Annotated in this window: 29 protein-coding genes; 18 read left to right on the forward strand and 11 right to left on the reverse strand. The window is 51.3% G+C overall.

The genetic code is table 11. From position 1 onward, the window contains the following. Nucleotides 1-398: 398 nt before the first annotated feature. On the reverse strand, nt 399-1214 hold the full coding sequence (locus tag MET42_RS0109195; protein WP_019882627.1) for an inositol monophosphatase family protein: 816 nt from the start codon (nt 1212-1214) through the stop codon (nt 399-401). An 82-nt stretch (nt 1215-1296) separates the two neighbouring features. Between MET42_RS0109195 and MET42_RS0109200 the strand changes: the two genes are divergently transcribed. From MET42_RS0109200 to fdx, 10 genes are all read left to right on the forward strand, one after another. Further along, complete coding sequence (locus MET42_RS0109200) at nt 1297-2049, forward strand: RNA methyltransferase (RefSeq protein ID WP_019882628.1); 753 nt, start codon at nt 1297-1299, stop codon at nt 2047-2049. 63 nt (nt 2050-2112) lie between these two features. Next, on the forward strand, nt 2113-2847 hold the full coding sequence (gene cysE, locus MET42_RS0109205) for a serine O-acetyltransferase (RefSeq protein WP_019882631.1): 735 nt from the start codon (nt 2113-2115) through the stop codon (nt 2845-2847). 130 nt (nt 2848-2977) lie between these two features. Next, entirely contained in the window at nt 2978-3448 is a 471-nt protein-coding gene (iscR, locus tag MET42_RS0109210) for a Fe-S cluster assembly transcriptional regulator IscR (RefSeq protein WP_019882632.1), read from the forward strand. A gap of 9 nt (nt 3449-3457) precedes the next feature. After that, entirely contained in the window at nt 3458-4609 is a 1152-nt protein-coding gene (locus MET42_RS0109215) for a cysteine desulfurase family protein (protein ID WP_019882633.1), read from the forward strand. Between the two features lie 25 nt (nt 4610-4634). After that, complete coding sequence (locus tag MET42_RS0109220; RefSeq protein WP_019882634.1) at nt 4635-5852, forward strand: IscS subfamily cysteine desulfurase; 1218 nt, start codon at nt 4635-4637, stop codon at nt 5850-5852. A 181-nt stretch (nt 5853-6033) separates the two neighbouring features. Continuing rightward, nucleotides 6034-6414: a Fe-S cluster assembly scaffold IscU gene (iscU, locus tag MET42_RS0109225; RefSeq protein ID WP_019882635.1), complete on the forward strand. Its 381-nt coding sequence runs from the start codon at nt 6034-6036 to the stop codon at nt 6412-6414. Nucleotides 6415-6418: 4 nt separating this feature from the next. Further along, nucleotides 6419-6742, forward strand: a complete 324-nt coding sequence (gene iscA / locus MET42_RS0109230; RefSeq protein WP_019882636.1) for an iron-sulfur cluster assembly protein IscA — start codon at nt 6419-6421, stop codon at nt 6740-6742. Nucleotides 6743-6793: 51 nt separating this feature from the next. Continuing rightward, nucleotides 6794-7306, forward strand: a complete 513-nt coding sequence (hscB, locus tag MET42_RS0109235) for a Fe-S protein assembly co-chaperone HscB (RefSeq protein WP_019882637.1) — start codon at nt 6794-6796, stop codon at nt 7304-7306. 6 nt (nt 7307-7312) lie between these two features. Beyond that, the gene (gene hscA / locus MET42_RS0109240; RefSeq protein WP_019882638.1) at nt 7313-9202 is read left to right on the forward strand and encodes a Fe-S protein assembly chaperone HscA; all 1890 of its coding nucleotides are present in this window, start codon (nt 7313-7315) and stop codon (nt 9200-9202) included. Between the two features lie 3 nt (nt 9203-9205). Then, a complete protein-coding gene (gene fdx, locus MET42_RS0109245) occupies nt 9206-9547 on the forward strand; it encodes an ISC system 2Fe-2S type ferredoxin (RefSeq protein WP_019882639.1) in 342 nt (113 codons plus the stop codon). Between the two features lie 64 nt (nt 9548-9611). Here fdx and MET42_RS0109250 read toward each other — a convergent pair whose 3' ends face one another. The 4 genes from MET42_RS0109250 to MET42_RS0109265 form a co-directional block, all read right to left on the reverse strand. Beyond that, nucleotides 9612-10256 (reverse strand): carbonic anhydrase, encoded by a 645-nt coding sequence (locus MET42_RS0109250; RefSeq protein ID WP_019882641.1) that lies wholly within the window; start codon nt 10254-10256, stop codon nt 9612-9614. 57 nt (nt 10257-10313) lie between these two features. Beyond that, nucleotides 10314-11900, reverse strand: a complete 1587-nt coding sequence (locus MET42_RS0109255) for a SulP family inorganic anion transporter (protein ID WP_019882642.1) — start codon at nt 11898-11900, stop codon at nt 10314-10316. Nucleotides 11901-12020: 120 nt separating this feature from the next. Next, nucleotides 12021-12308 carry a hypothetical protein gene (locus tag MET42_RS0109260; RefSeq protein WP_019882643.1) on the reverse strand — a complete coding sequence of 96 codons (288 nt, stop codon included), beginning with the start codon at nt 12306-12308 and terminating at the stop codon, nt 12021-12023. A gap of 84 nt (nt 12309-12392) precedes the next feature. Continuing rightward, entirely contained in the window at nt 12393-12650 is a 258-nt protein-coding gene (locus MET42_RS0109265) for a hypothetical protein (protein ID WP_019882644.1), read from the reverse strand. Nucleotides 12651-12706: 56 nt separating this feature from the next. Here MET42_RS0109265 and MET42_RS0109270 point away from each other — a divergent pair, with 56 nt between their 5' ends. The 4 genes from MET42_RS0109270 to MET42_RS0109285 are packed head-to-tail and all read left to right on the forward strand — an operon-like array spanning nt 12707 to nt 16386. Beyond that, on the forward strand, nt 12707-13561 hold the full coding sequence (locus tag MET42_RS0109270; protein WP_232411433.1) for a LuxR C-terminal-related transcriptional regulator: 855 nt from the start codon (nt 12707-12709) through the stop codon (nt 13559-13561). Next, on the forward strand, nt 13558-15537 hold the full coding sequence (locus MET42_RS0109275; RefSeq protein WP_019882646.1) for an ATP-binding protein: 1980 nt from the start codon (nt 13558-13560) through the stop codon (nt 15535-15537). The genes MET42_RS0109270 and MET42_RS0109275 overlap by 4 nt, the downstream gene beginning before the upstream one ends. Next, nucleotides 15534-15992 carry a response regulator gene (locus MET42_RS0109280; protein WP_019882648.1) on the forward strand — a complete coding sequence of 153 codons (459 nt, stop codon included), beginning with the start codon at nt 15534-15536 and terminating at the stop codon, nt 15990-15992. The genes MET42_RS0109275 and MET42_RS0109280 overlap by 4 nt, the downstream gene beginning before the upstream one ends. Before the next feature lie 55 nt (nt 15993-16047). Further along, the gene (locus tag MET42_RS0109285) at nt 16048-16386 is read left to right on the forward strand and encodes a PepSY domain-containing protein (RefSeq protein ID WP_019882649.1); all 339 of its coding nucleotides are present in this window, start codon (nt 16048-16050) and stop codon (nt 16384-16386) included. 3 nt (nt 16387-16389) lie between these two features. Here the strand turns inward: MET42_RS0109285 and MET42_RS0109290 are convergent, their stop codons facing one another. Genes MET42_RS0109290 through MET42_RS0109300 form a run of 3 tightly spaced genes read right to left on the reverse strand, consistent with a single transcriptional unit; the run spans nt 16390 to nt 18765 of the window. After that, nucleotides 16390-17763: a sensor histidine kinase gene (locus MET42_RS0109290; RefSeq protein WP_019882650.1), complete on the reverse strand. Its 1374-nt coding sequence runs from the start codon at nt 17761-17763 to the stop codon at nt 16390-16392. Continuing rightward, the gene (locus MET42_RS0109295; protein ID WP_019882651.1) at nt 17760-18437 is read right to left on the reverse strand and encodes a response regulator transcription factor; all 678 of its coding nucleotides are present in this window, start codon (nt 18435-18437) and stop codon (nt 17760-17762) included. The genes MET42_RS0109290 and MET42_RS0109295 overlap by 4 nt, the downstream gene beginning before the upstream one ends. Nucleotide 18438: 1 nt before the next feature. Further along, nucleotides 18439-18765, reverse strand: coding sequence for a PepSY domain-containing protein (locus MET42_RS0109300; protein WP_019882653.1), 327 nt, complete (start codon nt 18763-18765; stop codon nt 18439-18441). Between the two features lie 201 nt (nt 18766-18966). Here MET42_RS0109300 and ribA point away from each other — a divergent pair, with 201 nt between their 5' ends. From ribA to MET42_RS0109320, 4 genes are all read left to right on the forward strand, one after another. After that, a complete protein-coding gene (ribA, locus tag MET42_RS0109305; protein ID WP_019882654.1) occupies nt 18967-19569 on the forward strand; it encodes a GTP cyclohydrolase II in 603 nt (200 codons plus the stop codon). Between the two features lie 117 nt (nt 19570-19686). Next, on the forward strand, nt 19687-20958 hold the full coding sequence (locus MET42_RS0109310) for an O-acetylhomoserine aminocarboxypropyltransferase/cysteine synthase family protein (protein ID WP_019882655.1): 1272 nt from the start codon (nt 19687-19689) through the stop codon (nt 20956-20958). A gap of 73 nt (nt 20959-21031) precedes the next feature. Further along, the gene (locus MET42_RS0109315; protein ID WP_019882657.1) at nt 21032-21580 is read left to right on the forward strand and encodes a nucleotidyltransferase family protein; all 549 of its coding nucleotides are present in this window, start codon (nt 21032-21034) and stop codon (nt 21578-21580) included. 40 nt (nt 21581-21620) lie between these two features. After that, on the forward strand, nt 21621-21989 hold the full coding sequence (locus MET42_RS0109320; RefSeq protein WP_019882659.1) for a MoaF C-terminal domain-containing protein: 369 nt from the start codon (nt 21621-21623) through the stop codon (nt 21987-21989). Here MET42_RS0109320 and MET42_RS0109325 read toward each other — a convergent pair whose 3' ends face one another. The 3 genes from MET42_RS0109325 to cysW all read right to left on the reverse strand — a co-directional run bounded on the left by MET42_RS0109325 (nt 21990) and on the right by cysW (nt 25511). Next, on the reverse strand, nt 21990-23399 hold the full coding sequence (locus MET42_RS0109325) for a GGDEF domain-containing protein (RefSeq protein ID WP_232411436.1): 1410 nt from the start codon (nt 23397-23399) through the stop codon (nt 21990-21992). A gap of 242 nt (nt 23400-23641) precedes the next feature. Continuing rightward, entirely contained in the window at nt 23642-24619 is a 978-nt protein-coding gene (locus MET42_RS0109330) for a sulfate/molybdate ABC transporter ATP-binding protein (protein WP_019882661.1), read from the reverse strand. A gap of 1 nt (nt 24620) precedes the next feature. Beyond that, on the reverse strand, nt 24621-25511 hold the full coding sequence (cysW, locus tag MET42_RS0109335) for a sulfate ABC transporter permease subunit CysW (protein ID WP_019882662.1): 891 nt from the start codon (nt 25509-25511) through the stop codon (nt 24621-24623). Nucleotides 25512-25515: the final 4 nt, after the last annotated feature.

Consider the following 25515-nt stretch of genomic DNA (forward strand, 5'->3'; position numbering starts at 1 on the left):
AGTTAGAAAACCAAATTCATTTCTTACAATCACTTACCGTTGCACTCATTAGGTTTCCGGGGTCCCCATCTGCCGCGCCGAGCAACGCAGGGTTGACGGGAGTCTTCGGCCATCGACTGTCCGAGTTCCGCAACAAGCCACGTCTTATGTGGCTTGTCAGGGCGAGTTTCGATGGACGCCCGGCAAGCCGAGTAGCGCAAGGAAGAAGCGGAAGTTGGGGTGCACTTTCTTTTGGTTACTTGTTCTTTGTGCAAGCAAAGAAAAGTAACTCGCCGAAAAGGCGAAAAGAAATCTCTCGTACACGCACAAACCTAAAGAATGACCTTCCCAACCAATCAGCCACAAAAAAATAAACCCGGATATCTCTATCCGGGTTCATCATTCAACATCAGAAAAAACTACATGCCCAATGTCGGCGTCTTGATCCGCTCAGTCAGATGTGGCGCAATCACCTGCAGCATTTGCCCAAACACTTTCGGGTTAGCTGCCACAATATTACCCGTACGCAACCAGCTTTCATTGCCTTCAAAATCACCAACAATCCCGCCAGCCTCCTGTACTAACAAGGCGCCCGCTGCAATATCCCACGGTGACAGGTTGATCTCGAAGAAACCGTCAGTGAACCCAGCGGCAACATAGGCCAGATCCAGCGCGGCAGATCCAGGACGGCGTAAACCAGCGGTTTTCTTGGCCATGTCGCGGAAAATGTTGATATAGGTATCCAGATAGCTGAAATCCTTGAATGGGAACCCAGTGGAAAGCAATGCTTCTTGCAATTTGGTACGCTGGGTGACGCGAATACGGCGGTTGTTCAAAAACGCGCCGCTGCCTCTGGTAGCGGTAAACAAGTCGTTGCGCACCGGGTCGTAAATCACGGCCTGGGTCAGCACGCCTTTTTCTTGCAGGGCAATTGAAATACAGTAAGCCGGGAAGTTATGCAAAAAGTTAGTGGTGCCATCTAGCGGGTCGATAATCCAGATATTGTCGGATTCGCTATTGGTTTTACCCGTTTCTTCGCCATAAAAACCGTGGTTTGGATAAGCTTCTTTTAAGATATTGATAATGGCTTGCTCGGCATTGCGGTCGATTTCGCTGACAAAATCGTTAGTGTCTTTTTGCTCGACTTTTAAGGCGCCGATGTCCATGGCGCCACGGTTGATGATTTTGCCTGCTTCACGCGCGGCGCGAATGGCGACATTCAGGATTGGATGCATGCTGTGGGATCTTGATTCACTGATAAAATGCTATTTTAGCTTTTTACACGCTTAGCCACAAACACAACGGCAAAATTTACCCATGTCACTCAATACTGAATCCGCCATTTTTTCAAATATCCGCGTCGTTTTATGCCAAACCAGCCATCCTGGCAACATTGGCTCCACGGCGCGCGCCATGAAAACCATGGGCTTAAGCCGTCTTTACCTGGTGCGCCCAAAACACTTTCCAGATAGCGAAGCCACCTCATTGGCAGTCAATGCCGCCGACCTGCTGGAAACAGCCGTCGTGACAGAAACCCTGGAGGAAGCGCTCGCCGACTGCCAGTTTGTGATTGGTGTCAGCGGCAAGGAGCGATCACTGTCACAACAGGTGATGACGGTGCGTGAGGCGGCGCAAGAGGTAAAGTCAGTTGCCAGCCATAGTCAGGTCGCACTGGTGTTTGGTACCGAGATGAGCGGTCTGAGTAATGCCGAGGCTGACCTTTGCCATGTGCTGGCAACGATTCCGGCCAATCCTGAGTACACCTCACTCAACCTGGCGCAGGCGGTACAAATCATGAGCTACGAAACGCGCATGGCGATCACTACCGGCGAATTACATTACGCCGAGAAGCCGATCGAGCTCGCAACACAGGATGATCTGGAGCGCTTTTACGAGCATATGCGCGAGGTACTGGAACATATCGGCTATATCAATCCACGTGCGCCGAAAAAGCTGTTTGAACGTCTGCGCCGCCTCTATGGCCGTAGCCGGTTGGAAAAAGAAGAGGTCAATTTGTTACGTGGCATTTTGACGCTGACCGTCAACCCGAAAAAACATGACAAATACTAAAATGGACCATAGTCGCGCATGCTGGCTTTAGACGTGGGCTTAACTTAATGGCATAATGCGCGCATGTTTAAGCACCTCAAAGAAGATATTTCGATTGTGTTTGACCGCGATCCGGCGGCCCGCACGCACTTTGAAATTCTGACCACCTACCCTGGTGTGCATGCCTTGATTCTGCATCGTTTCAGCCATTGGTTGTGGAGTCACCGCCTGTATTGGCTAGGGCGCGCGCTCTCCCACTTCGGGCGCTGGATCACCGGCATCGAAATCCACCCTGGTGCTACCATTGGCCGCCGTGTGTTTATTGATCATGGCATGGGGGTCGTGGTGGGTGAAACCGCCATTATTGGCGATGATTGCACGCTCTACCATGGTGTCACCCTCGGCGGCACCAGCTGGAACAAAGGCAAACGCCACCCTACACTGGAATCTGGCGTGGTGATTGGCGCAGGTGCCAAGGTGCTAGGGCCGATTACGATTGGTAAAAACGCCAAGATTGGCTCCAATGCCGTGGTGGTCAAGGATGTGCCGGACGGCGCCACCGCAGTTGGCATTCCGGCCCGCATCCTCGAAGAAGAAAAAGCCAAACAGCGTCAGGATGCCGCGCAAAAAATGGGCTTCAGCGCCTACGCGGTTGGCAATGATGAAAACGACCCCATGATCAAAGCGATTAACAGCCTGCTGGATCATGCGCACAAGCAAGAGGCGGAAATCGCCGAGCTTAAAGTGCAATTAGCCAAACTCAATGATGTTGAAACAGATAGCAACGTCGGTGAAGCCTTTGCCAAAAAGCCAGAGTAATTGCCCGCAAAGGCAAGTAGCACCTACCTCAAACCATCGTCCAGCATGACTTGAACTTTTCAAGCATAATAATTGACTAAAACAGTAGGTTATTATACAATTCAACTCTGTTTTAAAAGGTCATCTCAAGATGCGATTAACCACCAAAGGACGTTTTGCTGTTACTGCGATGCTGGACATTGCGCTCTACGAAGCAGACAAGCCAGTCACCTTGGCTGGCATTAGCGAACGCCAAAGCATTTCCCTATCATATCTTGAACAACTATTTAGCCGCTTGCGTAAGCAAGGGCTGGTTTCCAGCGTACGCGGGCCCGGTGGCGGCTACCGCATCGCCAGAGCACACCAAGAGATTTCAGTCTCCGACATTATCACGGCTGTGGACGAACAAATTGATGCGACCCAATGTGGCGGTAATGAAAACTGTCACGACGAAGGCCGTTGCATGACGCATGAGCTCTGGGCATCATTAAATAGCAAGATTCTGGATTATTTGTCCGGCGTCAGCCTGGCGGATATGGTCGAGATGCAACGCAAAAAAGGCGCGGGCACAGTGGTCTTTGCACCGAGAAAATGTGGCTCTGAAGCAACCATTGCCGCCTAACATTTGGCTATGACAACGAAAACCGTTTTCCTGGATCACAACAGCACCACGGCGTTAAAACCGCAGGTACTGGAAGCGATGCTACCCTGGTTGACCCAGGCGACTGGCAATCCGACCAGTCGCCATGTGTATGGCCGCAATGCACGTGAGGCGATGGAGCTGGCCAGGAAGCAGATTGCCGAGTGCGTCGGTGTTCAGGCGTCACAAGTCGTGTTTACCTCTGGCGGCACTGAAGCGAATAACTTTGCGATTAAAGGCATCACGGCCAACCTGAGCCCGTCACAGCTACTGATCAGTGCCATTGAGCATCCATGCGTGACCCGCCCGGCACAATCGCTGGCCTGGCATGACTGGAAAGTCGCCCAGCTTGCCGTCAACAGTCAGGGCGTGATTGACCTGGCGCAGGCCGAACAAGCACTGAGCACTCGCACAGGCTTGGTTTCGGCCATGTTGGCAAACAATGAAACCGGCGCCATACAGCCAATAGCCGAGTTGGCGCAATTGGCAAAAGCACATGGTGCGTTATTGCATACCGATGCCGTACAGGCTTTCGGCAAAATCGCCGTCGACATGATCGCGCTTGGCGTACATGCAATGACGATCTCAAGTCACAAGATTGGTGGCCCGATTGGAGTCGGCGCCTTGATTCTGGATAAACGTGTAGACATTGCACCTTTATTGCATGGCGGTGGTCAGGAACGTGGCCTGCGTAGTGGCACTGAAAATGTCGCCGGTATTGTCGGTTTTGCCCGGGCTTGCCAATTGGCGATGGAAACGCTGGACGCGCGTCACACCGTCGTACAAAAATTGCGTGACCAGTTGGAAACCGGGTTAAACAAGTTAGGCGCTACAATTTTTGCGTCACAAGCCGAGCACCTGCCAAACACCAGTTTCTTTGCCATTACGAATATTGAAGGCGAAACCTTGGTGACAGCACTCGATAAAGCTGGCTTTGCAGTTGCCAGCGGCTCGGCCTGCTCCAGTGATAGTACAGAGCCCAGTCATGTACTACTGGCAATGGGCATCACGCCAGACCTGGCACGCGGTGCAGTGCGCGTCAGCCTGAGCGATAGCAATACCAGTGAAGAAATCACACAGTTTTTAGCAGCGTTGCAGCAACAAATGCAGCGTCTGAAAGGATTAAATGCCGTTGCGGCATGAGACTTTAATTGAAAGAGCATGAGACATGTCTGAAAGAAAGCCGATTTATCTGGATTACTCTGCGACCACACCGGTAGACCCACGTGTGGCGCAAAAAATGATTCCTTACCTGACCGAAGACTTTGGCAACCCGGCTTCGCGTAGCCACCCGTATGGCTGGACCGCGGAGCACGCCGTGGAAAATGCGCGTGAAGAAGTAGCCAAGCTGGTCAATGCCGATCCACGTGAGATCGTGTGGACATCAGGCGCGACGGAGTCGAATAACCTGGCGATTAAAGGTGCCGCGCACTTTTATGCAGGCAGCAAAGGCAAGCACATCATCACCGCAGCCACCGAGCACAAAGCGGTGCTGGATACAGTGCGTGAACTCGAGCGTGAAGGCTACGAAGCGACTTACCTGCAACCAGAAGCCGACGGCCTGATTTCGCTTGAGAAATTCAAAGCCGCGATTCGTCCGGATACTGTGCTGGCGTCTATCATGCTGGTCAATAACGAAATCGGCGTGATCCAGGACATTACGGCGCTGGGTAATGTCTGCCGCGCCAACAATGTGATTTTCCATGTCGATGCTGCGCAAGCCACCGGTAAAGTCGCGATTGACCTGGAAACGCTGCCCGTGGATTTGATGAGCTTTTCTGCGCATAAAACCTACGGCCCTAAAGGCATAGGCGCATTATATGTGCGTCGTAAACCGCGTATTCGTATTGAAGCGCAAATGCATGGCGGTGGCCATGAGCGCGGCATGCGTTCCGGCACCCTGGCCACGCACCAGATTGCAGGCATGGGCGAAGCTTTCCGCATTGCACGCGAAGAAATGGCAAGCGAAAACGAGCGTATCCGCGCACTGCGTGACCGCTTACTGAACGGCCTGCTACAAATCGAAGAGACTTACGTCAATGGTGACCTGGATCATCGTGTGCCGCACAACCTCAACGTCAGTTTTAACTACGTTGAAGGCGAGTCACTGATCATGGCGATCAAGGATATTGCTGTCTCCTCTGGTTCTGCATGTACCTCTGCCAGCCTGGAGCCTAGCTATGTGTTGCGTGCCTTGGGCCGCTCAGACGAACTTGCACACAGCTCGATCCGTTTCAGTATTGGCCGCTTCACTACCGAAGCCGATGTGGATTACACCATTGACCTGTTAAAGAGCAAAATTGGAAAATTGCGTGAACTGTCCCCATTATGGGAGATGTTCAAGGATGGAATTGATCTGTCCAAAGTAGAATGGGCGGAACATTAAAAATTGATCTTTGACCGCCTGGCGGCGTTTTCGGACTGCTTGTTTAGATAAGCTAAACGGCGCAATCCTCCGCCTTGCCAGACAGTCAAATCTGCAATTTTTACGAATTAAGGAATATTTTTTAAGAATTAAAAAGCGACACAATCCTGTTGGTCGCGATTTAATTGATAGGAGCAACAACATGGCTTATTCAGATAAAGTATTGGACCACTACGAAAACCCACGTAACGTGGGTTCTCTGGACAAAAATGACCCGAATGTGGGCACCGGCATGGTCGGCGCGCCTGCGTGTGGTGACGTGATGAAATTGCAAATCAAGGTGAATGATGCAGGCGTGATTGAAGATGCCAAATTCAAGACCTATGGTTGCGGTTCTGCGATTGCTTCCAGCTCGCTGGTGACCGAATGGTTAAAAGGCAAAACGCTGGATCAGGCGCAAGAAATCAAAAACTCTGCGATTGCTGAAGAACTGGCATTGCCACCAGTGAAAATTCACTGCTCAGTACTGGCAGAAGATGCTATCAAATCTGCGATCGCTGATTTGAAATCCAAGCAAGGCTAAGCGTATGGCAATTACCCTGACTGAAACAGCAGCTAACCGTGTCGAGAAGTTCCTGGCCAACCGTGGCAAGGGCCTTGGTTTACGCCTGGGCGTCAAAACCACTGGCTGTTCAGGCATGGCCTACACGCTGGAATTTGTGGACGAAATGCAAGCGGAAGATGTGTCATTTGAAAGCCACGGCGTCAAGGTAATTGTCGACCCGAAAAGCCTGGTCTATATCGATGGCACTGAGCTCGACTTTACCAAGGAAGGCTTGAACGAAGGCTTCAAGTTCAACAATCCAAATGTCAAAGACGAGTGCGGCTGCGGCGAGTCATTTACCGTTTAATTGTTGCTGCAAATACACGCAGCGTTCGCCTGACGCTGCGGCCAAAAGACTATGCAAAACTACTTCGCCCTCTTTCAGCTGCCGCAACAGTTTGAGCTGGACTTGACCGTACTGGATGGCCAGTACCGCAAGTTACAAGCGGAAGTCCATCCGGATAAATTTGTGAATGCTTCGCCTGCCGACCGCATGCAATCCATGCAAATGGCCACACTGGTGAATGAAGCTTACCAGGCACTCAAACAGCCGACATCTCGCGCCCGCTACTTGCTGCAACTGCAGGGCATTGCCACTGATGAAGAAAATAACACCGCCATGCCTGGTGATTTTTTAATGGCGCAAATGGAGTGGCGTGAGGCCATGGATGACGCCAGGGTTGGTAAAGATATTCCAGCGCTGGATGCATTACTCAAAGAAATGCGAATACAGGCAAAAACCTTGCAGCAGCGAGTGGCCAACGAGATTGTGGCCGCCCCGACGCAAGCAGCACTGACCGTCCGCAAGCTGCGGTTTATTGATAAAGTGAGTGAAGATGTGAATCAGCTGATCGCTCAGTTGGAAGATTAGAGTTTCATGGCCTTATTACAGATTTCAGAACCTGGATTGTCCCCTGCCCCACATCAGCACAAATTGGCAGTAGGCATTGATCTGGGTACCACCAACTCCCTGGTTGCCACTGTACGCAGCGGCATGAGTACTGTGTTGCATGACGAGCATGGGCACGCCTTGTTGCCTTCTGTAGTACGTTACCTGCAGGATGCCGTCATTGTCGGCCATGAAGCACAGGCAGCACAAAGCCAGGACCCAGTGAATACCATTATCTCGGTTAAACGCTTTATGGGCCGCGCTTTGCACGACATTACCGACAGAGCGCATATCCCCTATCATTTTGTTGAAAATGATAGTTCGCAAGGCATCCTCGAAATCAAAACGCGTGCTGGTTTAAAAAGCCCGGTCGAGATTTCTGCCGATATATTAAAAACCCTGAAAGCACGTGCTGAAAAAGCATTGGGCGGCGAACTGACTGGCGCGGTGATCACCGTACCCGCCTATTTTGATGACGCACAACGCCAGGCGACCAAAGACGCTGCACGCCTCGCTGGCTTGCATGTGTTGCGCTTGCTCAATGAACCCACCGCCGCAGCTGTGGCTTACGGCCTGGATAACGCGGCCGAAGGTGTCTATGTCATTTATGACCTGGGTGGCGGCACCTTTGATATTTCAATTTTGCGCCTGAGTAAAGGCGTGTTTGAAGTCTTGGCCACCAATGGTGACTCGGCATTAGGCGGTGACGACTTTGACCACCGCATTTTTTGCTGGGTGCTGGACCAGGTGCGCAGTAAAAGCAAAGACTTTAAACCACTCAACGAAGAAGATACCCGCCTGCTACTCACCAAATCGCGCCAGGCCAAAGAATGGCTGACCGATAATCATGAAGCCAACATCGTCTGTAAATTAAGCAACGGCGCCCTGGTCGATGAAACCTTGTCGGTGGCCCAGTTTGTGGCGCTCACTGAACATCTGGTAATTAAAACCTTAAGTCCCACGCGCAAAGCCATGCGCGATGCCCGATTAAGCATAGACGAGATCAAAGGCGTGGTACTGGTCGGCGGTGCAACACGCATGCCACATATCCGCCATGCGGTGCAGGCATTCTTCGAGCAGGAACCGTTGACTAACCTCGACCCGGACAAAGTCGTCGCCCTGGGCGCAGCCATACAAGCCAACGTATTGGCAGGCAACCGCAGTGGTGATGAGTTACTGTTACTGGACATCACTCCGCTCTCACTCGGCCTGGAAACCATGGGCGGATTGGTAGAAAAAGTGATTCCTCGCAATTCGACTTTGCCGATTGCACGTGCACAGGACTTTACCACCTATAAAGACGGCCAAACCGCCATGGCGATTCATGTCGTGCAAGGTGAGCGTGAACTGGTCAGTGACTGTCGTTCATTGGCACGGTTTGAACTGCGCGGCATTCCGCCCATGGCAGCTGGGGCCGCCCGCATTCGCGTCACCTTTCAAGTCGACGCCGATGGCCTGTTATCTGTGAGTGCGCGCGAACAGACCAATGGCGTGGAAGCCAATATCACGGTGAAACCCTCTTACGGCCTGAACGAAGACCAGATCACCAACATGCTGAAGGATTCATTTGGTGCAGCCGAAAGCGACAAAGCCGCCCGCATGTTGCGTGAGGCCGTGGTCGACGCACAACGCCTGATTGAAGCAATCCAGGCTGCTTTGGCCGAAGATGGCGACACCCTGCTGAGTGCAGATGAGCGTCAGCAGATACAAACCCATATCGATGCGCTGCTGGCCTTATGCCAGGGCACGGATAGCCATGCGGTTAAACAGGCGAGCGATGCACTTAACCATGCCACAGAAGACTTTGCCGCCAAGCGCATGGATGCCTCGGTACAAAAAGCCCTTGCAGGCAAAAACCTGGATTCACTGGAACTCTAAAATATGCCAAAAATTAATGTATTACCGCATCCTGAAATCTGCCCGCAAGGCGCCGTGATCGAAGCCGAAAAAGGCACTTCCATCTGCGATGCGCTGTTAAAGCACGATATTGATATTGATAATGCCTGTGGCGGTGTCTGTGCCTGTACCACCTGCCACGTGGTGGTACGTGAGGGCTTTAACAGCCTGAATGAGATTGAAGAAGACGAAGACGATATGCTGGATCGCGCCTGGGGCCTGACTCCGCAGTCCCGTTTGTCGTGCCAGGCCATTTTGCAGGAAACCGATGTCACGGTAGAGATTCCCAAATACAGCATTAACCTGGCCAAAGAAGGCCATCATTAATCACCTTCAAGCCAAATAAAAAGCCGATGCATGCATCGGCTTTTTTGTTTCACCTAGTCAGCGCTTAGCCAATAAAAGTATCTTCCAGGAAATCCACTTTACCGGTAGAGATATCATAGACCGCACCGACAATGCCGATCTGCTTGCTTTGCAACATATCATCAATAATGTCACTGCAACGAATGATGGTATCGATCTGATATTTTACATTCAAGGCGCAAATCTTCTCCACAAAATCACTGTTTTTTGAATTGCGCTGGGCCGGATCGGTAATGGTCTTTTCGTGACGGATAGACGGTTTGATCAGGTTGATAATCTCGCCGATATGACCATCTTTAAAATCGTCACAAGCCGCTTTCACCGCGCCGCAGGACGAATGGCCCATGACCACAATCAGTTTGCTGCCCAGGTACTTGCTGCCGAACTCAAGGCTGCCGATCGCTTTGTCTGAAGCAATATTACCTGCCAGGCGCACGCTGAACACGTCGCCCAATGCCTGGTCAAATAACAACTCCACTGGCGCACGTGAGTCACTGCAGCTCAAAAATGACGAGAACGGATGTTGTTTATCCTTGGTGATTTGGATCAGGCTTTTAAAATCCTTGTCTTGCTCACGATCGGTAATAAAACGGTGATTACCTTCAACCAAGATATCCAGTGCCTCACGCGCGGTCATTTTGTCGCGGTCCAGTAATGGGTGCTTGTACATAGTGTCTATCCTCTACTAATTAATTGTTTTGCATGGCTTGTACGCCATGCTTTTTGGTTAATGCCCCAGCATATGCTTGGGTGGTTTGAAATCAATGGTTTCTACATCAATATTTTTCAATTTGGCATGCTGCTGGTAGCCATAGATGAATTCCACGACATCATAGGCGATCGATTTACTATTGGTACAATCGATCACGACTTTGCTATTCGGTGGAATGGCTTCCAACACTTCCAGGATACTTGCCTTGTTAAAAAACGAGACTTCTTCCGCCAGCACGAGCTCATACACTTCCTTGCCCTCTTTGGTAGAGCGCGTTTGTTTGATGTAGTGCGAATTGCGGTAGCTGTGATGCAAGGTGAAGAACACGGCGACCACCAGGCCCAGGCCAATCCCCGTCAGCAAATCGGTAAATACGATCGCGACAATGGTCACAATAAACGGGATAAACTGCTCCCAGCCTAGCTGATACATTTGCTTGAACAGTTTAGGTTTCGCCAGTTTGTAACCCACCATAATCAGGATGGTAGCCAGGCTGGCCAAAGGAATCAGGTTGAGGAAGCTGGCAATGGTGATGGCACTGAGCAACAACCAGAAGCCATGCAAGATCGCAGACAACTTGGTTTGCGCACCAAAGGTCACGTTGGCACTGCTACGCACAATCACTTGTGTAATGGGCAAGCCACCAATCAGGCCTGAGACAATATTGCCTAAGCCCTGTGCCTTGAGCTCTTTGTTGGTTGGCGTCACGCGTTTATGCACATCCAGTTTGTCAGTGGCTTCAACACAAAGCAGGGTTTCCAAGCTGGCGACAATAGCCATCACCAAGGCGGTTTTAATCACCAGCGGCTGCGTCACCTGACTAAAATCAGGATGCGTAAAGAAGCTGGCAAACTCACCCAAGCTACTCGCTACTGGCAAACGTACGATCTGGTCGTCACTTAATGTGAAATTCAACCAGCCGCGCATAAATGCCACATTGAGCAGGATACCAACCAGCACCACCACAATCGGCCCTTGCAGCAATTGGAAAATCCGGTGTTTCTTGGTAAGCACCGTATCCCACAGGATCAAAATCGCAAAAGACACAGCAGCAATCAATACCGCGCCCGGCGTTAACAGGTCCCATGCCTGCAAAATATCGCTGAACGTATCATGGCCGGCAAACGCGTCAAAAGATTCATCGCCCTCATAGTCCGCATCGTAACCAAATGCATGGGGAATCTGCTTCAGGATAATCAACAATCCTATGCCTGTCAGCATGCCGGTAATCACTGAGGAAGGCACGAAGTAAGCAATAAAGCCTGCTTTAAACTGCCCGAGCAAAAACTGGAACACACCAGCGAGGACTACCGCGGCCAGAAAAACTTCATAAGAGCCCAAATTGCCAATCGCTGCCATCACAATCACGGCCAGGCCAGCGGCGGGGCCACTCACACCGAGTTGCGAGCCGCTGGCCAGGCCAACGACAATGCCACCGATAATCCCGGCAATCACGCCCGAAAATAGTGGCGCACCAGAAGCCAGGGCAATACCCAAACAAAGTGGCAATGCCACAAAAAACACGACAATGGAGGCCGGTAAGTCTCGATTGATGTGCTTGAACAAGTCTAGCGGACTAGACCCCTGCACAGAGGTTGACATGGTGTATATCCTTCACAAACAAAATTATTGTTATATTGTTAATTTTTATAATTGACGTTATGACACACAAAACCCCGCAATCATGCGGGGTTATTGTTCAGAGCAGTGGTCAGCTTATTGTTAATCAGCTGAAGTGTCTGCATTAAAAGGGCGTCTACCGATAAAGTTTAAACGCATTTGCTGGTGCTTATCGAAGCCTTTTTCAGGCTTGTCGGTGACGATGCCAGCACCTACCCATTTTTCATCCGGATTTTGCTTGGCAACCGGGGTTTTGGCATAAGGGCGCTTACCTAAAAAATTGTGCTGATGCATCTGGTTAACCGTGGCGTCCTGATCAATCGACTCTTCCGCCAATGCATTAGCCATTAAACCAAATGTCACCAAGAGTGCCAATAATAATTTACTCATTTTTCGCTCCTACATAATTTGTTTGTGTATACACCTGTGGCAGGTGTAAGGCCATTATGTTCCAACAACCTTACGCAACACTGACTAGTAAGCGCGCTTGCCCAGGGAGTGCATTTTCAAGACTTGCTGCTGGTTTGTCTGGTCCACTCTCAGTGTGGCGCCCACCCAGGCTTGATCAGCATCTGCCTTGGCTACCACTGGTTGCTGGTATGCACGTTTGCCCAAAAACTGTACATGATGTGTATTATGAACAGTTTCACCGGCATTGGTTTCAACGGCTTGTGCTGGCAAAGCCAGACTTAAACCCAGAATCATTGCTGCTACGGTTGTGAATGTACGCATGGTGTATCTCCTTTAAATTGTCATTCAGACAAGTTGTTCTGTTGGTGTGAATCTTGATGCATTCACGATGGATTGCATTTTGCCCGTCTATTATCATCAAAAAATCTACCGATATAGGTAGTTCGGTATATACTAAACGGCATATGCCGAATGACAGCCCCCCACCGACAGAAAGTGCATTTGCCTTACGCAACTCGCTGAAACAAACACAAGTGCAAATGGCACATGACCGACTGTTTGAGCGACTTGGTCAGAAACTGTTCAACAGTGGCTGGTCAGAAGAACTGATGCAATGGTTGCTGGATGAAGTCTGCATGCAGTTTGGCGCACCACATGGCCTGATCAGCCAGCAACATGCCGGGGCATTAAAGATATTGGCACAGCGCGGCAAAACCTTCCCTATCGGTGCGCGCGTGCCCATGCTGGGCGCACTGGGGCAATGGCTCAAAGAGCCGCTACACTTTGAAGTGCATAACCAGTTTGTACCCAGCTTGTGGACGCTGCAAACCAATAATGAGCCGACGCCATTACATTGTTATCACTTGCCGATCGCCTGCCAGCAACGCGCCGTTGGTTTACTCGGCCTTATCACCGGCAACCCCTTAAGTCCGGCCAGCTTGCAAGTGCTGCATAGCGTATGCGGCTTGCTGGGGTTTGCTCTGCAAGGACAGGCGCAGTCCAATAGCACCATTGATGACAGTTATCTGCAAAAACTTACGCCGCGTGAACGTGAGGTATTCGCCCTGTTACCTTCCGGCCCCAGCAACGCCGCGCTGGCACAAAAACTGGGGATTTCCCCAGGCACGGTCAAAATCCATATTGAACGGATTTTAAGCAAGCTGGACCTGAATGACCGCACGCAAGCCGCAGTCAAAGCAGTTGAAGCCGGTTTTAAGAGTGACGGTTTATGATGCAGTCGCTATTTAATACCATGACCCAGCTCACCAGCCGCCTGAATCACTTGTGGCAGGATTTATCGCTGACCACCAAAGGCATCGTCCTCAATGCTTTGCCGCTCACGGTGTTACTCGGCTCGCTGGCCCTGATTTTTGAAAGCGAACAGCAGGCTGCCCTGCTGGAAAGACGCGTGCAAAACGCCCTGCAAATCCAGCAGGACATTCAAACCCTGCAAACCCTGTTACTCGAAGCCTCAACCGGTGTGCGCGACTTCCTGCTCACAGGTAACCGCCAGTTTCTGGGTGGTTATGAAAGTGCCAGGCAAAGTATGCCGCACCTGCTGAGCTCGTTGGAGCACAACCTGGATGATCGCTCGCAACAACACTTATTGCAGGTCATTCACCCGCTGGTGGCAAAAAACCTGGACGACCTGGCGATTCTCGCCAGCCATAGCGAAGACGAAGCGGATGAAGCCCTGATTGGTAAATTCAGCTCGCAGGGCAATGCCTTAAATCAATTGCGTGCCCACCTTGATCGCATGAGCTTACGCGAGTCCACCATCGTCAACCAGGATAAAAAAGAAGTCATTTACGAACGCAAACGCAATTTACGCATCACGTTGATGGCCGTAATTGCAGGCGTGGTTGGCTCGCTGATTGGCGTCTGGCTGTTTACCCAAACCATTGTTGCCCGCGTCAAAACCATACGCGACAGCGCCATTCACTTGGTCAAGGGCGAACCTCTAGCCCTGCCCAGCATTAGCCGGGATGAATTGGGTGAGCTCACCAGCGAACTGGAGCACGCCTCGCAATTGCTGACCCAAAGCGCCCAGGAAGCGCACCTGGCGCGCGTAGAAGCGGAAGAAGCCAGTGCCGCCAAGAGTAACTTTTTATCACGTACCAGCCATGAGCTGCGCACGCCATTAAACGCGATTTTGGGCTTTGCGCAGATCCTAGAAAACGACTTGCCGGAAGGTCGGCAAAAAGACAGCGCCACGCTGATTCATAATGCCGGCCAACACTTGCTGAAGCTGATTAACGAAGTACTGGATATTTCGCGCATTGAAAGTGGCGATATCAGCATGTCTATGGAAGTCATCGCCCTGAATTTACTACTAGAAGAAGCCTATCACTACCTCAAACCGCTGGAAAAAGTACGCGATATCACTATAGAAACGCATTTTGAGCCTGATTTGAAAGTGCGCGCTGACCGTCAGCGCTTGCTGCAGGTGATTTTAAACCTGCTGGCCAATGCCTTGAAATACGGCCCGGAAAATACCAGTGTCAGCTTCAGCGCTTATCGGCAGCAAGGCCAAATCCGGGTGGATGTGCAGGATCAGGGCCAGGGGATTCCCGCCGCCCTGCGTTCGCGGCTATTCACACCATTTGACCGGCTGGGCGCAGAACGTACAGTGACGGAAGGGACTGGTTTGGGCCTAGTACTCAGCAAACAGCTGATGGATGCCATGGGCGGCCAGATTGGTGTTGCCGAAGCGCAAAGCCTGTTCTGGATCAGCCTGCCGGAAACCGGGCAGGCAATTCACAATCCCCTGCCGCAAGCTGAAGCAAGCACAGCACTGAACGCGCGCCCTGCTGCAACAACCAGTCAGGCCAAGCGCCATATCCTGTATGTGGAAGATAACCACAGTAATCAGGCCTTGATAGAAGCCATTATGAGCAAGCATCGCCACCTCAAGCTGCACCTGGCGGCCAGCTTGCAGGAAAGCATGGTCTGGCTACGCGATATGCAGCCAGACTTGCTATTGCTGGACCTGAACTTGCCTGATGGCTCAGGGGAGTCACTGATTCAGCATATCCAGTCCAGCCGTCAGGACTTGCAAGCCACTCCCATCGTCGTGTTAAGTGCAGACGCCCTGCCGGACACCATACAGCGGCTTAACGCGCTGGGCATCACACATTACTTTACCAAGCCGTTGAATGTCGCGGCCTTTAACCAGTTACTGCTAAAACTCCTGCCCGAGACTCCATGAATATTGAACAATTACGTGCCTCTAAAATCCTGATTATTGACGATGCTGAAGCCAATCTACGCCTGCTTGAAGAGCTGCTGACCAAAGAAGGCTTTGAGCAGGTGATCAGCACCACGGATTCCACCAAAACCATGGACCTGGTGAATGCTTTCCAGCCCGACCTGATTTTGCTGGATTTAATGATGCCAGTGCTGGATGGTTTTGCCGTGCTCGACCAGCTCTCTCACCATGTCGGACCACATGACTTCTTGCCGGTGCTGGTACTGACCGCGGATGCGACCATTGCCACGCGGCGCAAAGCGCTGGCATTGGGTGCCAAAGACTTTTTAACCAAGCCGTTTGATCATATGGAAGCCATGCTCAGGGTATGGAACCTGCTGGAAACACGCTGGTTATTTAATCAACTCAAAACGCACCAACCCAACTTACACTTGCCTAGCATGCATGAAAATTAAGCGTGGATTAATCCGCGCCATGTATCGTGAATACTCAACACACAAGGAGAACACGATGCGTAAAGCCTCAAACAAATCCCTTAGCCTGCTCATGATTGCCTTGTTTTTAGGCGCGATGGCCTGCCAGCCTGCACTGGCAGACGATGACGATGATGATGTACAAAAGATGTCTGAAAAAGCCAAAGCGTTTGGCCTGATTTCACATGAGGAGGCGCAAAGCAAAGCGCTGGCAGCCAAACCCGGCGTGGTGAAAGAAGTAGAGCTGGAACGCAGGAAATTTCGCGCTGGCTGGGACTACGAAGTTGAAATCGTCGATAGCAATGGTGCCGAATGGGAAGTCACTATTGATGCCAAAACCGGCAAGGTCAACAGTATCAACCGCGACTGGTTTTAAGCCTTAAACGCTGGAGCCTGCCAAGGTAGGTGCCAGCGTCATCTTGATGCGCAAACCACCCAATCGCTCAGAATGCGTGAGCGAAATCTGGCCGTGGTAATGGTGCACGATATCCTGCACGATTGCCAAGCCCAAGCCACTGCCTGGTTTGGATTCATCCATACGCATGCCACGCTGTAACAAAGTGTCCAAGGTCGGCGCACTGCTGCCGGGACCGTCATCTTCAACCACAATCTCAATAGTATCTTGTATGCTGTTTTGTACAGAAATATGCAGTTGTACCTGGCCGTGACACCATTTAAAAGCGTTATCAAGCACATTACCCAATAATTCCAGCATATCTTCACGGTCAACCATTAAACGTGCCTGACCATCATGTTGCCAGGCGAATGCCACGGTTTTATCACTGTAAATCTTCTGCAAAGTCGTCACCAGTTTGGGTAACTCCAGTTCTAGGTCCGTCTGCTGGCTGGTGTAGGCATCGCCCATCAGCCGCGCGCGTTTTAACTCACGCTCCACATCGTGGTGTATGTCCTCGCTACAGTGCTGTATCATCTGCCGCAACTGCATATCCCCTGCCTCTGATCCATTACCGGCCAGCAATTGCAGCTGCGCCAGGCGCGTTTTGAGCCCATGTGCCAGGTTACCTATCGCCAGGCGCGAGCGCCGAGTTTTCTGGCTGGTTGTTTTCAGGATACGGTTAAACTCGTTGACCAGCGGCATCACCTCCGCCGGGCCACTGGCATTAATCTGTTGCAACTCGCCACTGGCGACTTTTGCCAAGCTCTCCTTAATCTGTTGCAAAGGCTGCAGCGTATTGACGACAATCCAGCGCTGTAACGCCAACAATGCCAGTAAACCCAGCAGGGAAAACACCCCATACAGCCAATGAAACAGGCGCAGACTTTGCTGTAAGTCAACCAGACTCTCTGCAATATAAATAGTGATGGTGTGTTGCTGCTTACGGTAAGCATGCCCTAATAGCAGCAAGGGTTGCGACTCCGGGCCAGTGACATGGGTGACGCGTTCATCACCAACCTTGAGCGCGCTCACCGGCATATCGACATCCCACCAGGAGCGAGACTGTATCTTGTGGATGGCCTCCTTGCGCTCATGATCTAGCAGCACAATAAAATAGCGGCCTGAAAACGGTCGCTGATAACTGCTTGTGATGAGTCGTGGCTCCAGCGCCAATTCGCCGCGCGCATTCACTGACACGCCTGCCAGTAGGCCTTCAGCTTCCTGTTGCATACGTGCCGTCATTTGTGACTGGACTAAATGGTCTATGGTAAAGGTGACCACCGCCCATTGCAGCGTCAGCAGGCCAACCAGGCTCAGCGTCAAGCCCAGCGACAACTGTCTGCGCAGTGATTTCATGTCTCCGCCCCGGACATCAGACTGGTAAACGCATAGCCCTGGCCGCGCTTGGTCTGGATACGGTCGGCGCCGACTTTCTGCCGCAGGCGGTTGATATAGACCTCAATCACATTGCTGTCTTTGTCTGCATCATAGGCGTAAACATGCTCGGTCAACTCGGTTTTAGAAAAAATCCGTCCGGGATGTAACATCAGGTAGCGCAGTAACCTGAACTCGGTACCCGTCAATGCATGTGCAGTTTCGCCCTGCCAGACCGTCTGTGTCTGCTCGTCCAGACTTAAATCTGCCACCACCAGTGCGCTATTCACCACGCCCACGCTGCGCTTATGCACCGCACCGATACGCGCCAGCAACTCCTCCATGTGAAAAGGTTTGGTCACATAATCATCGGCTCCGAGGTTAAATGCCTCGACTTTCTCTTGCCAGCTGCTGCGCGCGGTTAATACAATCACCGGCATACTGTCTGCTTGTGCACGCCAAATGGCCAGCACCTCCAGGCCAGGCTTGCCAGGCAAGCCTAAATCCAGGATCGCCAGGTCATATGGCTCAAGCACCCCTTGTATACTGGCTTCGCCGCCTTCTTGCAGCCAGTCACAGGCATAACCCGCAGCCTTGAGTGCTTGCTGCGTCTGTGCGCCAAGCACAGCATCGTCTTCTACCAGCAGCAACCGCATATTAGTCGTCTTGTTCCATTTTCAGTAACTGCCCACTCTTGGCATCCAGTTTCAACTCCCACACCTGGCTTCCAGCATCCAGTATCTCAACCTCATAAATATAACGCCCGTGCTTTTTCTCCAGTTCGACCTCCAGAATTTCGCCAGGTTTATAACTCTTGGCTTTTTGGGAGATTTTTTCCAGGCTCAAAATGTCGCCTTTCGCCGATAAACGCCCGGCGTTGGCGGGGCTTTCACCCGAATCTGCGCGCGGCAGGTAAACCAGCGCAAGCAATACAAGCACTAGCGCGAAAAGCGCCATCCATATACGGCGTTGCATCCAAAACATAGGCTCAACACTCCTGAAAACCACCGAAATCGACCAAAGTTTAACAGTATTCATCTTAAACCAAGCTGAATTCCAGCCATCTGGCAGTCATGCAAATGCATGACCGCATGTAAAGTACAGATTAATTGATGAGAGACACTTTAAAAAACGCATAACCGCTACAATATGAGATTGAGCCTTTAACACCGAATACGCACGCCCATGCTTTTTTTATCCCATACTTCCAGCGCCAGATTACCTACCCAGTTTGGTGCGTTTGATATCCATGTATTTACGGATAACCGCAATGGCGTGGAACATATTGCCTTGGCCTGCGGTGAACTGCAGCGTGCCAGCACGCCACTGGTAAGAGTGCATTCTGAGTGTTTGACCGGCGATGTGTTTGGCTCCACGCGTTGCGACTGCGGCGAACAACTGCATCACGCACAACGCCTGATCCAGGAAACCGGCCAGGGCTTGATCTTGTATTTAAAAAATCATGAAGGGCGCGGCATCGGCCTGACCAACAAAATGCGTGCCTATGCCTTGCAAGACCAGGGCATGGATACGGTAGAAGCCAATGTGGCACTGGGTTTACCGATTGACGCACGTACCTATGAAGCCGCTGCTGACATGCTGGGCTACTTTGAAATCAATCGCATCCGTTTGCTTTCTAATAACCAGGAAAAGCGATCCGCCTTGCAATCGTTAGGGATCAGTATTCATCAGCAAGTGCCGCTGCTGACCACACCGACCGCAGAAAATCTCAAGTACCTGCAAACCAAGTCCAGCAAACTGGGCCATATGATCCCAGACCTGGGATAACCGCTGCCAGCCTCATAAATACTGGTTATAAGCCGCAAAGCAAATGTTATAAACCAGCCCTCATGGCGGGGCTATACTCCTTGTTCGTCACAATAAAACCACAAGGAGAGACAGGCGATGCAGCAAGAGACGATATCCATCCATGGCGGCTATAGCCCCGACCCGACCACCAAGGCGGTGGCGGTGCCCGTGTATCAAACGACCTCTTACGCCTTTGACAACACCCAGCATGGCGCAGACCTGTTTGACCTCAAGGTACAGGGCAATATCTACACGCGCATCATGAACCCGACCACCGCCGTATTGGAAGAGCGCCTGGCGCAACTCGAAGGTGGTATAGGCGCATTGGCACTGGCCTCAGGCATGGCTGCAATCACTTATGCCATTCAAACCATTGCCGAGGCTGGCGACAATATTGTCTCGGTCTCCACGCTCTATGGCGGCACTTATAATTTATTTGCCCATACTCTGCCCAAGCAAGGGATAGAAGTCAGGTTTTTTGATTATCGCGACCCAGCCTCGCTGGAAAAGCTCATAGACAGCCGCACCAAACTGATATTCGCCGAAACCATAGGTAACCCCTTGGGCAATGTGATAGACCTGGCTGCCATTAGCGCTGCTGCGCATAAACATGGCGTGCCGGTGATTGTGGACAATACCGTTGCTACGCCTATTCTGGCAAAACCATTCGCGCATGGTGTCGATATTGTCGTACATTCGCTCACCAAATATATCGGCGGTCATGGCAACTCGATAGGCGGCATCATCGTCGATAGCGGCAAATTTCCGTGGGGTGAACATGCGGACAGATTTCCTAGCCTCAATACACCGGACCCGAGTTACCACGGCGTTAACTATGTAGAAGCGCTAGGCCCTGCTGCCTACATCGCCCGTGCACGCGTGGTGCCATTGCGTAACACCGGGGCCGCCATCAGCCCATTCAACAGTTTCCTGATCCTGCAAGGGCTGGAAACACTGGCGCTGCGTATTGAGCGGCATAGTAGCAATGCCTTGGCGGTGGCCAATTACTTGCAGCAACACCCCAAGGTCAAATGGGTTAAATATGCCGGGCTGACAGACCATCCAGACCATGCCCTGGTGCAAAAATACCTGAAGGGGCAAGCTTCGGGGATATTGTCTTTTGGCGTGCAAGATGGGCTACAAGGCGGCACACGTTTTATTGATGCACTGCAACTATTCACCCGCCTGGTGAATATCGGCGATGCCAAAAGCCTGGCCTGCCACCCGGCAACGACCACCCACCGTCAACTTAACGCTGAAGAACTCGCCCGCGCGGGGGTGAGTGAAGACATGGTCAGACTGTCGGTAGGCATTGAGCATATTGACGACCTGATTGCTGACCTGGAGCAGGCGCTGGCTCAGGTCTAAACCATCAGCAGCATCACCTTGGTGATTGCAGGCGGCTTGTGTCTGCCTGCAATCATCGCTAAAGTGCTACGCCATGCAGCATACTTTCGTCGCAGATATTCTCACCAATCCGAACAACGCCCAGATCCTGGCACGCTGGCATCACTTATCTCTGCCGGATAGCTGGCTGGTGGCAGGATGCCTGTTCCAAACGGTCTGGAACCGTTTATCTGCCAAATCGCCGGAAGCTGACATCAAGGATTACGATATCTTCTACTTTGACGCCACGGATGTCTCTGCAGAAGCTGAACAGGCACGCCAGGAAGAAGCCAACGCCCTCTTCCATGACCTCAATATCACGGTGGAGGTGTGCAACCAGGCCAGGGTACACTTGTGGTATGAAAGCCACTTTGGCTATCCCTACACCCAGTTACACAACAGCCAGCAAGGCATAGACCGCTTCCTGATTCCATCGACTTGTGTTGGCATCAATTCTGATGCGGTATATGCACCGCATGGTTTTGAGCCGCTCTATCAAGGCATTCTGTCCATCAATCCGCTGACACCGCATCGTGACCTTTACGAAAGCAAAGCCAACTCCTACCAGCAAAGATGGCCCTGGTTACGCCGTCTTGAATCATGACTTTAAACGCCCTATTGACTGCCCCTTCAGGAAACCACCTATGAAATCGCTGCCATTACTGATCACCACGATACTGCTCTCAAGCTTGGTCACCACAGCACATGCTGCCGAAGCCTACCTCGGCCAGTTTCTTTACCAATATGACGGCGGCAACGTTTACCGGGTCACGGTCAAGGAAGCTAAATCCATGTCGTGGCTATGTATCAAGGGCGATGAAAAAGGCGCGCATGGTGTAGAAACACCTGAACGTTTTACCGTGGCCGACAAGGTTTACTTTGCAACCTGGGTAGAAAAAACAGGCATCAATGTCACCCAGGTCATCAACCTGAACACCATGAAGGTATATTCAACCATTATTGACGGCAAACAACGCTATGTGATTTCAGGCAACATCGTGCGTGAAAAATAATCACGCACTCATCATCACCCGGTTGCGGCCTGCGTGTTTGGCCTGGTAGAGCGCTTTATCTGCCTCGGCGATCACAGACTCATAATCAATTTTGCCCTTGGCCAGCGCGCCACCAATACTGACGGTCAGCGCAATACTGCCGCCGCCCGGCGCCTGAATACGTGTTTGTGCGACCTTACTGCGGATATTCTCTGCCACATGCATGGCCGTGTTCGCATCAGCTTCAACCAGAATCAATAGCATTTCTTCACCGCCATACCGGAATACAAAGTCTGACGGCCGCACAGACTCGGTCATTAAGGTCGCCACCTTCTGCAAAGCAATGTCCCCGGCAGCATGGCCATAGCTATCATTCACGGTTTTGAAGTGATCCAGATCCAAAATCAGGATGGCAAAACCGATGGCGCCTGCACGTTTTTGCAAGGCAATTTCGCGCGATAACACGGTATGGATAAACCGTCGGTTCAACAACCGGGTCAGGCTGTCACGCGCATTATCCAGCTCAATATGAGAATCAAAAATCTCATTAATGACAAATTTTATTTTGACCAGGTCCTGCTGAATCAACTGAAACTGGCTGCCAATCGCCGCGCGGTCATCGTACTGCGTGGTTTCAAGGTTTGGCAAAATCTGCTGATCAATTTTGGCGATACATTCGGCAATGTTTTGCAACTTGGGGGTGCGTTCAAACATCAAGCTGGCTTTATGCAAAAACCACATGCCAAATTCAGATTTGGCCAGTCGTGGCAAACCGATGTCGGAGGGGCTATAAAACCAGGCCAGGATATTTCTTTCCCATTCGGTGAGAAATGCGCGTTGACGCTCTCTTTCCATGGCGATATTGCTACCTATCACCGCCAGCCGATAGGACTCATCAAGCCGTGTTTGATCAGAAATCGACTGCATATAGCCATGGTTGCGAATCTCGTACGACAGGCCGATCAGATGATTCACATACATCACCGACTGCATTTTTTCCTGGTCTGTCCACGCTTGCATGAGGATATGCCGCAAAATACAGGCATTGATCATGCGCAAGCTTTTCGACACCGAATGCGCCGGGTAGCCAACGCGCGACAATTTCATGCCTAGCGCATGCTGCTCCTGCACGAAGTGATCTACATCTGAAAACTGCATGCTAAACAGCTGATACACCCACTCTTCAAACACGGCCGTCCATTTGGCGCGCATCTCATCCGTATTAAGCACCTTGCTCAATATCGGGTCGGTACTCAGATAATGCCGGTAACCGGTGAGTAACTCCTGCATATTGTCGCGGATCAAGCCATAGACTTGCTTAATCACCGCAGGCGGAGTGCCCGTGATAATAGCCTGCCACTCTTCAGTGACCAGCATTTGAGCATATTCTGGAAGATTACCAGTATCAGGGGTGTGTTCGTCGTACGTCATCGCTTTACCATTGATTTCTCATATGCACCACCATGGCTAACATAATGTTAGCAAGTATCATGGAGTGACAAGACATGATAACGTTATTCTATTTATGTCATTAAACATTGATTTAATTTAATATTTAATAACAAAAAGTCAATCATTATCATTTAAATCTGAATAAGGATAGACTAGAGTAGATAAAAAAAGGCGAGCCCTGTGGCTCGCCTGGATTAATCTCAATCGTGCTGAATAATTGTTTAAAACACGCGCAATTGTGTCGGCTTCAGATACACCGTTTCACCTTGCTGGAAATTCAACTGGTTAAACTGTTCGCGTCCAAGCTCAACATCCACATATTGCTCATTGTCTGTGCGCTTGATTTCGAGGCGCACCAGAGAGCCGACAGAATGCACATAGGTTAAGGCACCAGGGATGCTGTTGGCTTCTGCCACGCGGCTCACGGCAATTTCATACGGGCGCACAAAGCCTTTGCCTTGTGGTGTTTCGAACGCATTCACATTGCCCAAAAACTCATACACAAAAGGCGTGGCTGGCTGGTCGTAAACACCTTGCGGTGAACCTACCTGCTCTACCTGGCCGTGATTCATGACCACAATGGTATCCGCCACTTCCAGCGCTTCTTCCTGATCGTGCGTCACAAACACACTGGTGACATGCAATTCGTCGTGCAGGCGACGCAACCAGCGGCGCAGGTCTTTACGTACTTTGGCATCCAGCGCGCCAAACGGCTCGTCCAGCAACAAGACTTTAGGCTCGACTGCCAGGGCGCGTGCCAGGGCAATACGCTGACGCTGGCCACCGGATAATTGCGGTGGATAGCGATCTGCCAGCCAGTCGAGTTGTACTAACTTGAGCAAATCATGCACACGTTTCTTGATTTCAGCATCTGACGGGCGGGTCTCTTTTGGACGCACACGCAGGCCAAAAGCGACATTCTCGAACACTGTCATATGGCGGAACAGTGCATAGTGCTGGAATACAAACCCTACCTGGCGCTCACGCACATCACGATGCGTGGTATCCACGCCATCAAACAGCACTTGGCCGCTATCAGGGGATTCCAGGCCAGCAATAATGCGCAACAAGGTGGTTTTACCGCAACCGGAAGGGCCTAGCAATGCAACCAGCTCGCCAGACGGTACTTGCAGGTTGATGTCACGCAGCGCGCTAAACTGGCCAAAGCCTTTGTTAATGTGTTGAATGGTAATGCTCATTTTAAGCCGTCACTTCCTTTTCAATATTGGCGGCATCACGCGAAGCCTGCCATTCGACATATGTTTTTAAAACCAGGGTCACCAGCGCCAGTAGCGTCAGCAATGAAGCAACAGCAAACGCAGCGGCATAGTTATATTCGTTGTACAAAATCTCGACATGCAGCGGCATGGTGTTAGTCAGGCCACGGATATGCCCAGACACCACAGACACAGCACCAAACTCACCCATCGCCCGCGCATTGGTCAGAATCACACCGTAAATCAGGCCCCACTTCACATTAGGCAAGGTCACGTGCCACAGCATTTTCCAGCCGGAAGCACCTAATACTAAGGCCGCCTCTTCCTCTTCTTTGCCTTGCGCCTGCATCAACGGAATCAACTCACGTGCCACGAACGGGAAAGTCACAAAAATAGTCGCCAGCACAATGCCAGGCACCGCAAAGACCACTTTCAGGTCATGATCAATTAACCACTCGCCAAACCAGCCTTGCAGGCCAAAAATCAGCACAAAGATCAAACCGGCAATCACCGGTGACACGGCAAACGGCAAGTCAATCAAGGTGATCAGAAAGCTCTTGCCTTTAAAGTCGAATTTGGTAATTGCCCAGGCCGCGGCAACACCAAACACCAGATTAAGCGGTACCGATATCAGGGAAGCAATCAGTGTTAGCTTCATGGCTGACAAGGCATCTGCCTCGGTAATCGCCGCCAGATAGACGCCCCAACCTTTGCGCAAGGCCTCAGAAAACACAGCGGCCAGCGGAATCAGCAAAAACAGCCCCAAAAAAGCAAGGGCCAGCCCGATCAGGCCCCAGCGTACCCAGGCAGGCTCAGAGGTCGCGCGTTTAAAAGCCACCTTGCCCTGATATTGTTGAAATTGTGTGTTATGCATAAGT

It is taken from the genome of Methylophilus sp. 42 (assembly GCF_000384155.1).
Lineage (GTDB): Bacteria > Pseudomonadota > Gammaproteobacteria > Burkholderiales > Methylophilaceae > Methylophilus.

Coding starts and splice junctions, on each gene's coding strand:
- MET42_RS0109195 (WP_019882627.1), bottom strand. CDS start 1,214: ATGCATCCAATCCTGAATGTCGCCATTCGCGCCGCGCGTGAAGCAGGC.
- MET42_RS0109200 (WP_019882628.1), top strand. CDS start 1,297: ATGTCACTCAATACTGAATCCGCCATTTTTTCAAATATCCGCGTCGTT.
- cysE (WP_019882631.1), top strand. CDS start 2,113: ATGTTTAAGCACCTCAAAGAAGATATTTCGATTGTGTTTGACCGCGAT.
- iscR (WP_019882632.1), top strand. CDS start 2,978: ATGCGATTAACCACCAAAGGACGTTTTGCTGTTACTGCGATGCTGGAC.
- MET42_RS0109215 (WP_019882633.1), top strand. CDS start 3,458: ATGACAACGAAAACCGTTTTCCTGGATCACAACAGCACCACGGCGTTA.
- MET42_RS0109220 (WP_019882634.1), top strand. CDS start 4,635: ATGTCTGAAAGAAAGCCGATTTATCTGGATTACTCTGCGACCACACCG.
- iscU (WP_019882635.1), top strand. CDS start 6,034: ATGGCTTATTCAGATAAAGTATTGGACCACTACGAAAACCCACGTAAC.
- iscA (WP_019882636.1), top strand. CDS start 6,419: ATGGCAATTACCCTGACTGAAACAGCAGCTAACCGTGTCGAGAAGTTC.
- hscB (WP_019882637.1), top strand. CDS start 6,794: ATGCAAAACTACTTCGCCCTCTTTCAGCTGCCGCAACAGTTTGAGCTG.
- hscA (WP_019882638.1), top strand. CDS start 7,313: ATGGCCTTATTACAGATTTCAGAACCTGGATTGTCCCCTGCCCCACAT.
- fdx (WP_019882639.1), top strand. CDS start 9,206: ATGCCAAAAATTAATGTATTACCGCATCCTGAAATCTGCCCGCAAGGC.
- MET42_RS0109250 (WP_019882641.1), bottom strand. CDS start 10,256: ATGTACAAGCACCCATTACTGGACCGCGACAAAATGACCGCGCGTGAG.
- MET42_RS0109255 (WP_019882642.1), bottom strand. CDS start 11,900: ATGTCAACCTCTGTGCAGGGGTCTAGTCCGCTAGACTTGTTCAAGCAC.
- MET42_RS0109260 (WP_019882643.1), bottom strand. CDS start 12,308: ATGAGTAAATTATTATTGGCACTCTTGGTGACATTTGGTTTAATGGCT.
- MET42_RS0109265 (WP_019882644.1), bottom strand. CDS start 12,650: ATGCGTACATTCACAACCGTAGCAGCAATGATTCTGGGTTTAAGTCTG.
- MET42_RS0109270 (WP_232411433.1), top strand. CDS start 12,707: ATGCATTCACGATGGATTGCATTTTGCCCGTCTATTATCATCAAAAAA.
- MET42_RS0109275 (WP_019882646.1), top strand. CDS start 13,558: ATGATGCAGTCGCTATTTAATACCATGACCCAGCTCACCAGCCGCCTG.
- MET42_RS0109280 (WP_019882648.1), top strand. CDS start 15,534: ATGAATATTGAACAATTACGTGCCTCTAAAATCCTGATTATTGACGAT.
- MET42_RS0109285 (WP_019882649.1), top strand. CDS start 16,048: ATGCGTAAAGCCTCAAACAAATCCCTTAGCCTGCTCATGATTGCCTTG.
- MET42_RS0109290 (WP_019882650.1), bottom strand. CDS start 17,763: ATGAAATCACTGCGCAGACAGTTGTCGCTGGGCTTGACGCTGAGCCTG.
- MET42_RS0109295 (WP_019882651.1), bottom strand. CDS start 18,437: ATGCGGTTGCTGCTGGTAGAAGACGATGCTGTGCTTGGCGCACAGACG.
- MET42_RS0109300 (WP_019882653.1), bottom strand. CDS start 18,765: ATGTTTTGGATGCAACGCCGTATATGGATGGCGCTTTTCGCGCTAGTG.
- ribA (WP_019882654.1), top strand. CDS start 18,967: ATGCTTTTTTTATCCCATACTTCCAGCGCCAGATTACCTACCCAGTTT.
- MET42_RS0109310 (WP_019882655.1), top strand. CDS start 19,687: ATGCAGCAAGAGACGATATCCATCCATGGCGGCTATAGCCCCGACCCG.
- MET42_RS0109315 (WP_019882657.1), top strand. CDS start 21,032: ATGCAGCATACTTTCGTCGCAGATATTCTCACCAATCCGAACAACGCC.
- MET42_RS0109320 (WP_019882659.1), top strand. CDS start 21,621: ATGAAATCGCTGCCATTACTGATCACCACGATACTGCTCTCAAGCTTG.
- MET42_RS0109325 (WP_232411436.1), bottom strand. CDS start 23,399: ATGACGTACGACGAACACACCCCTGATACTGGTAATCTTCCAGAATAT.
- MET42_RS0109330 (WP_019882661.1), bottom strand. CDS start 24,619: ATGAGCATTACCATTCAACACATTAACAAAGGCTTTGGCCAGTTTAGC.
- cysW (WP_019882662.1), bottom strand. CDS start 25,511: ATGCATAACACACAATTTCAACAATATCAGGGCAAGGTGGCTTTTAAA.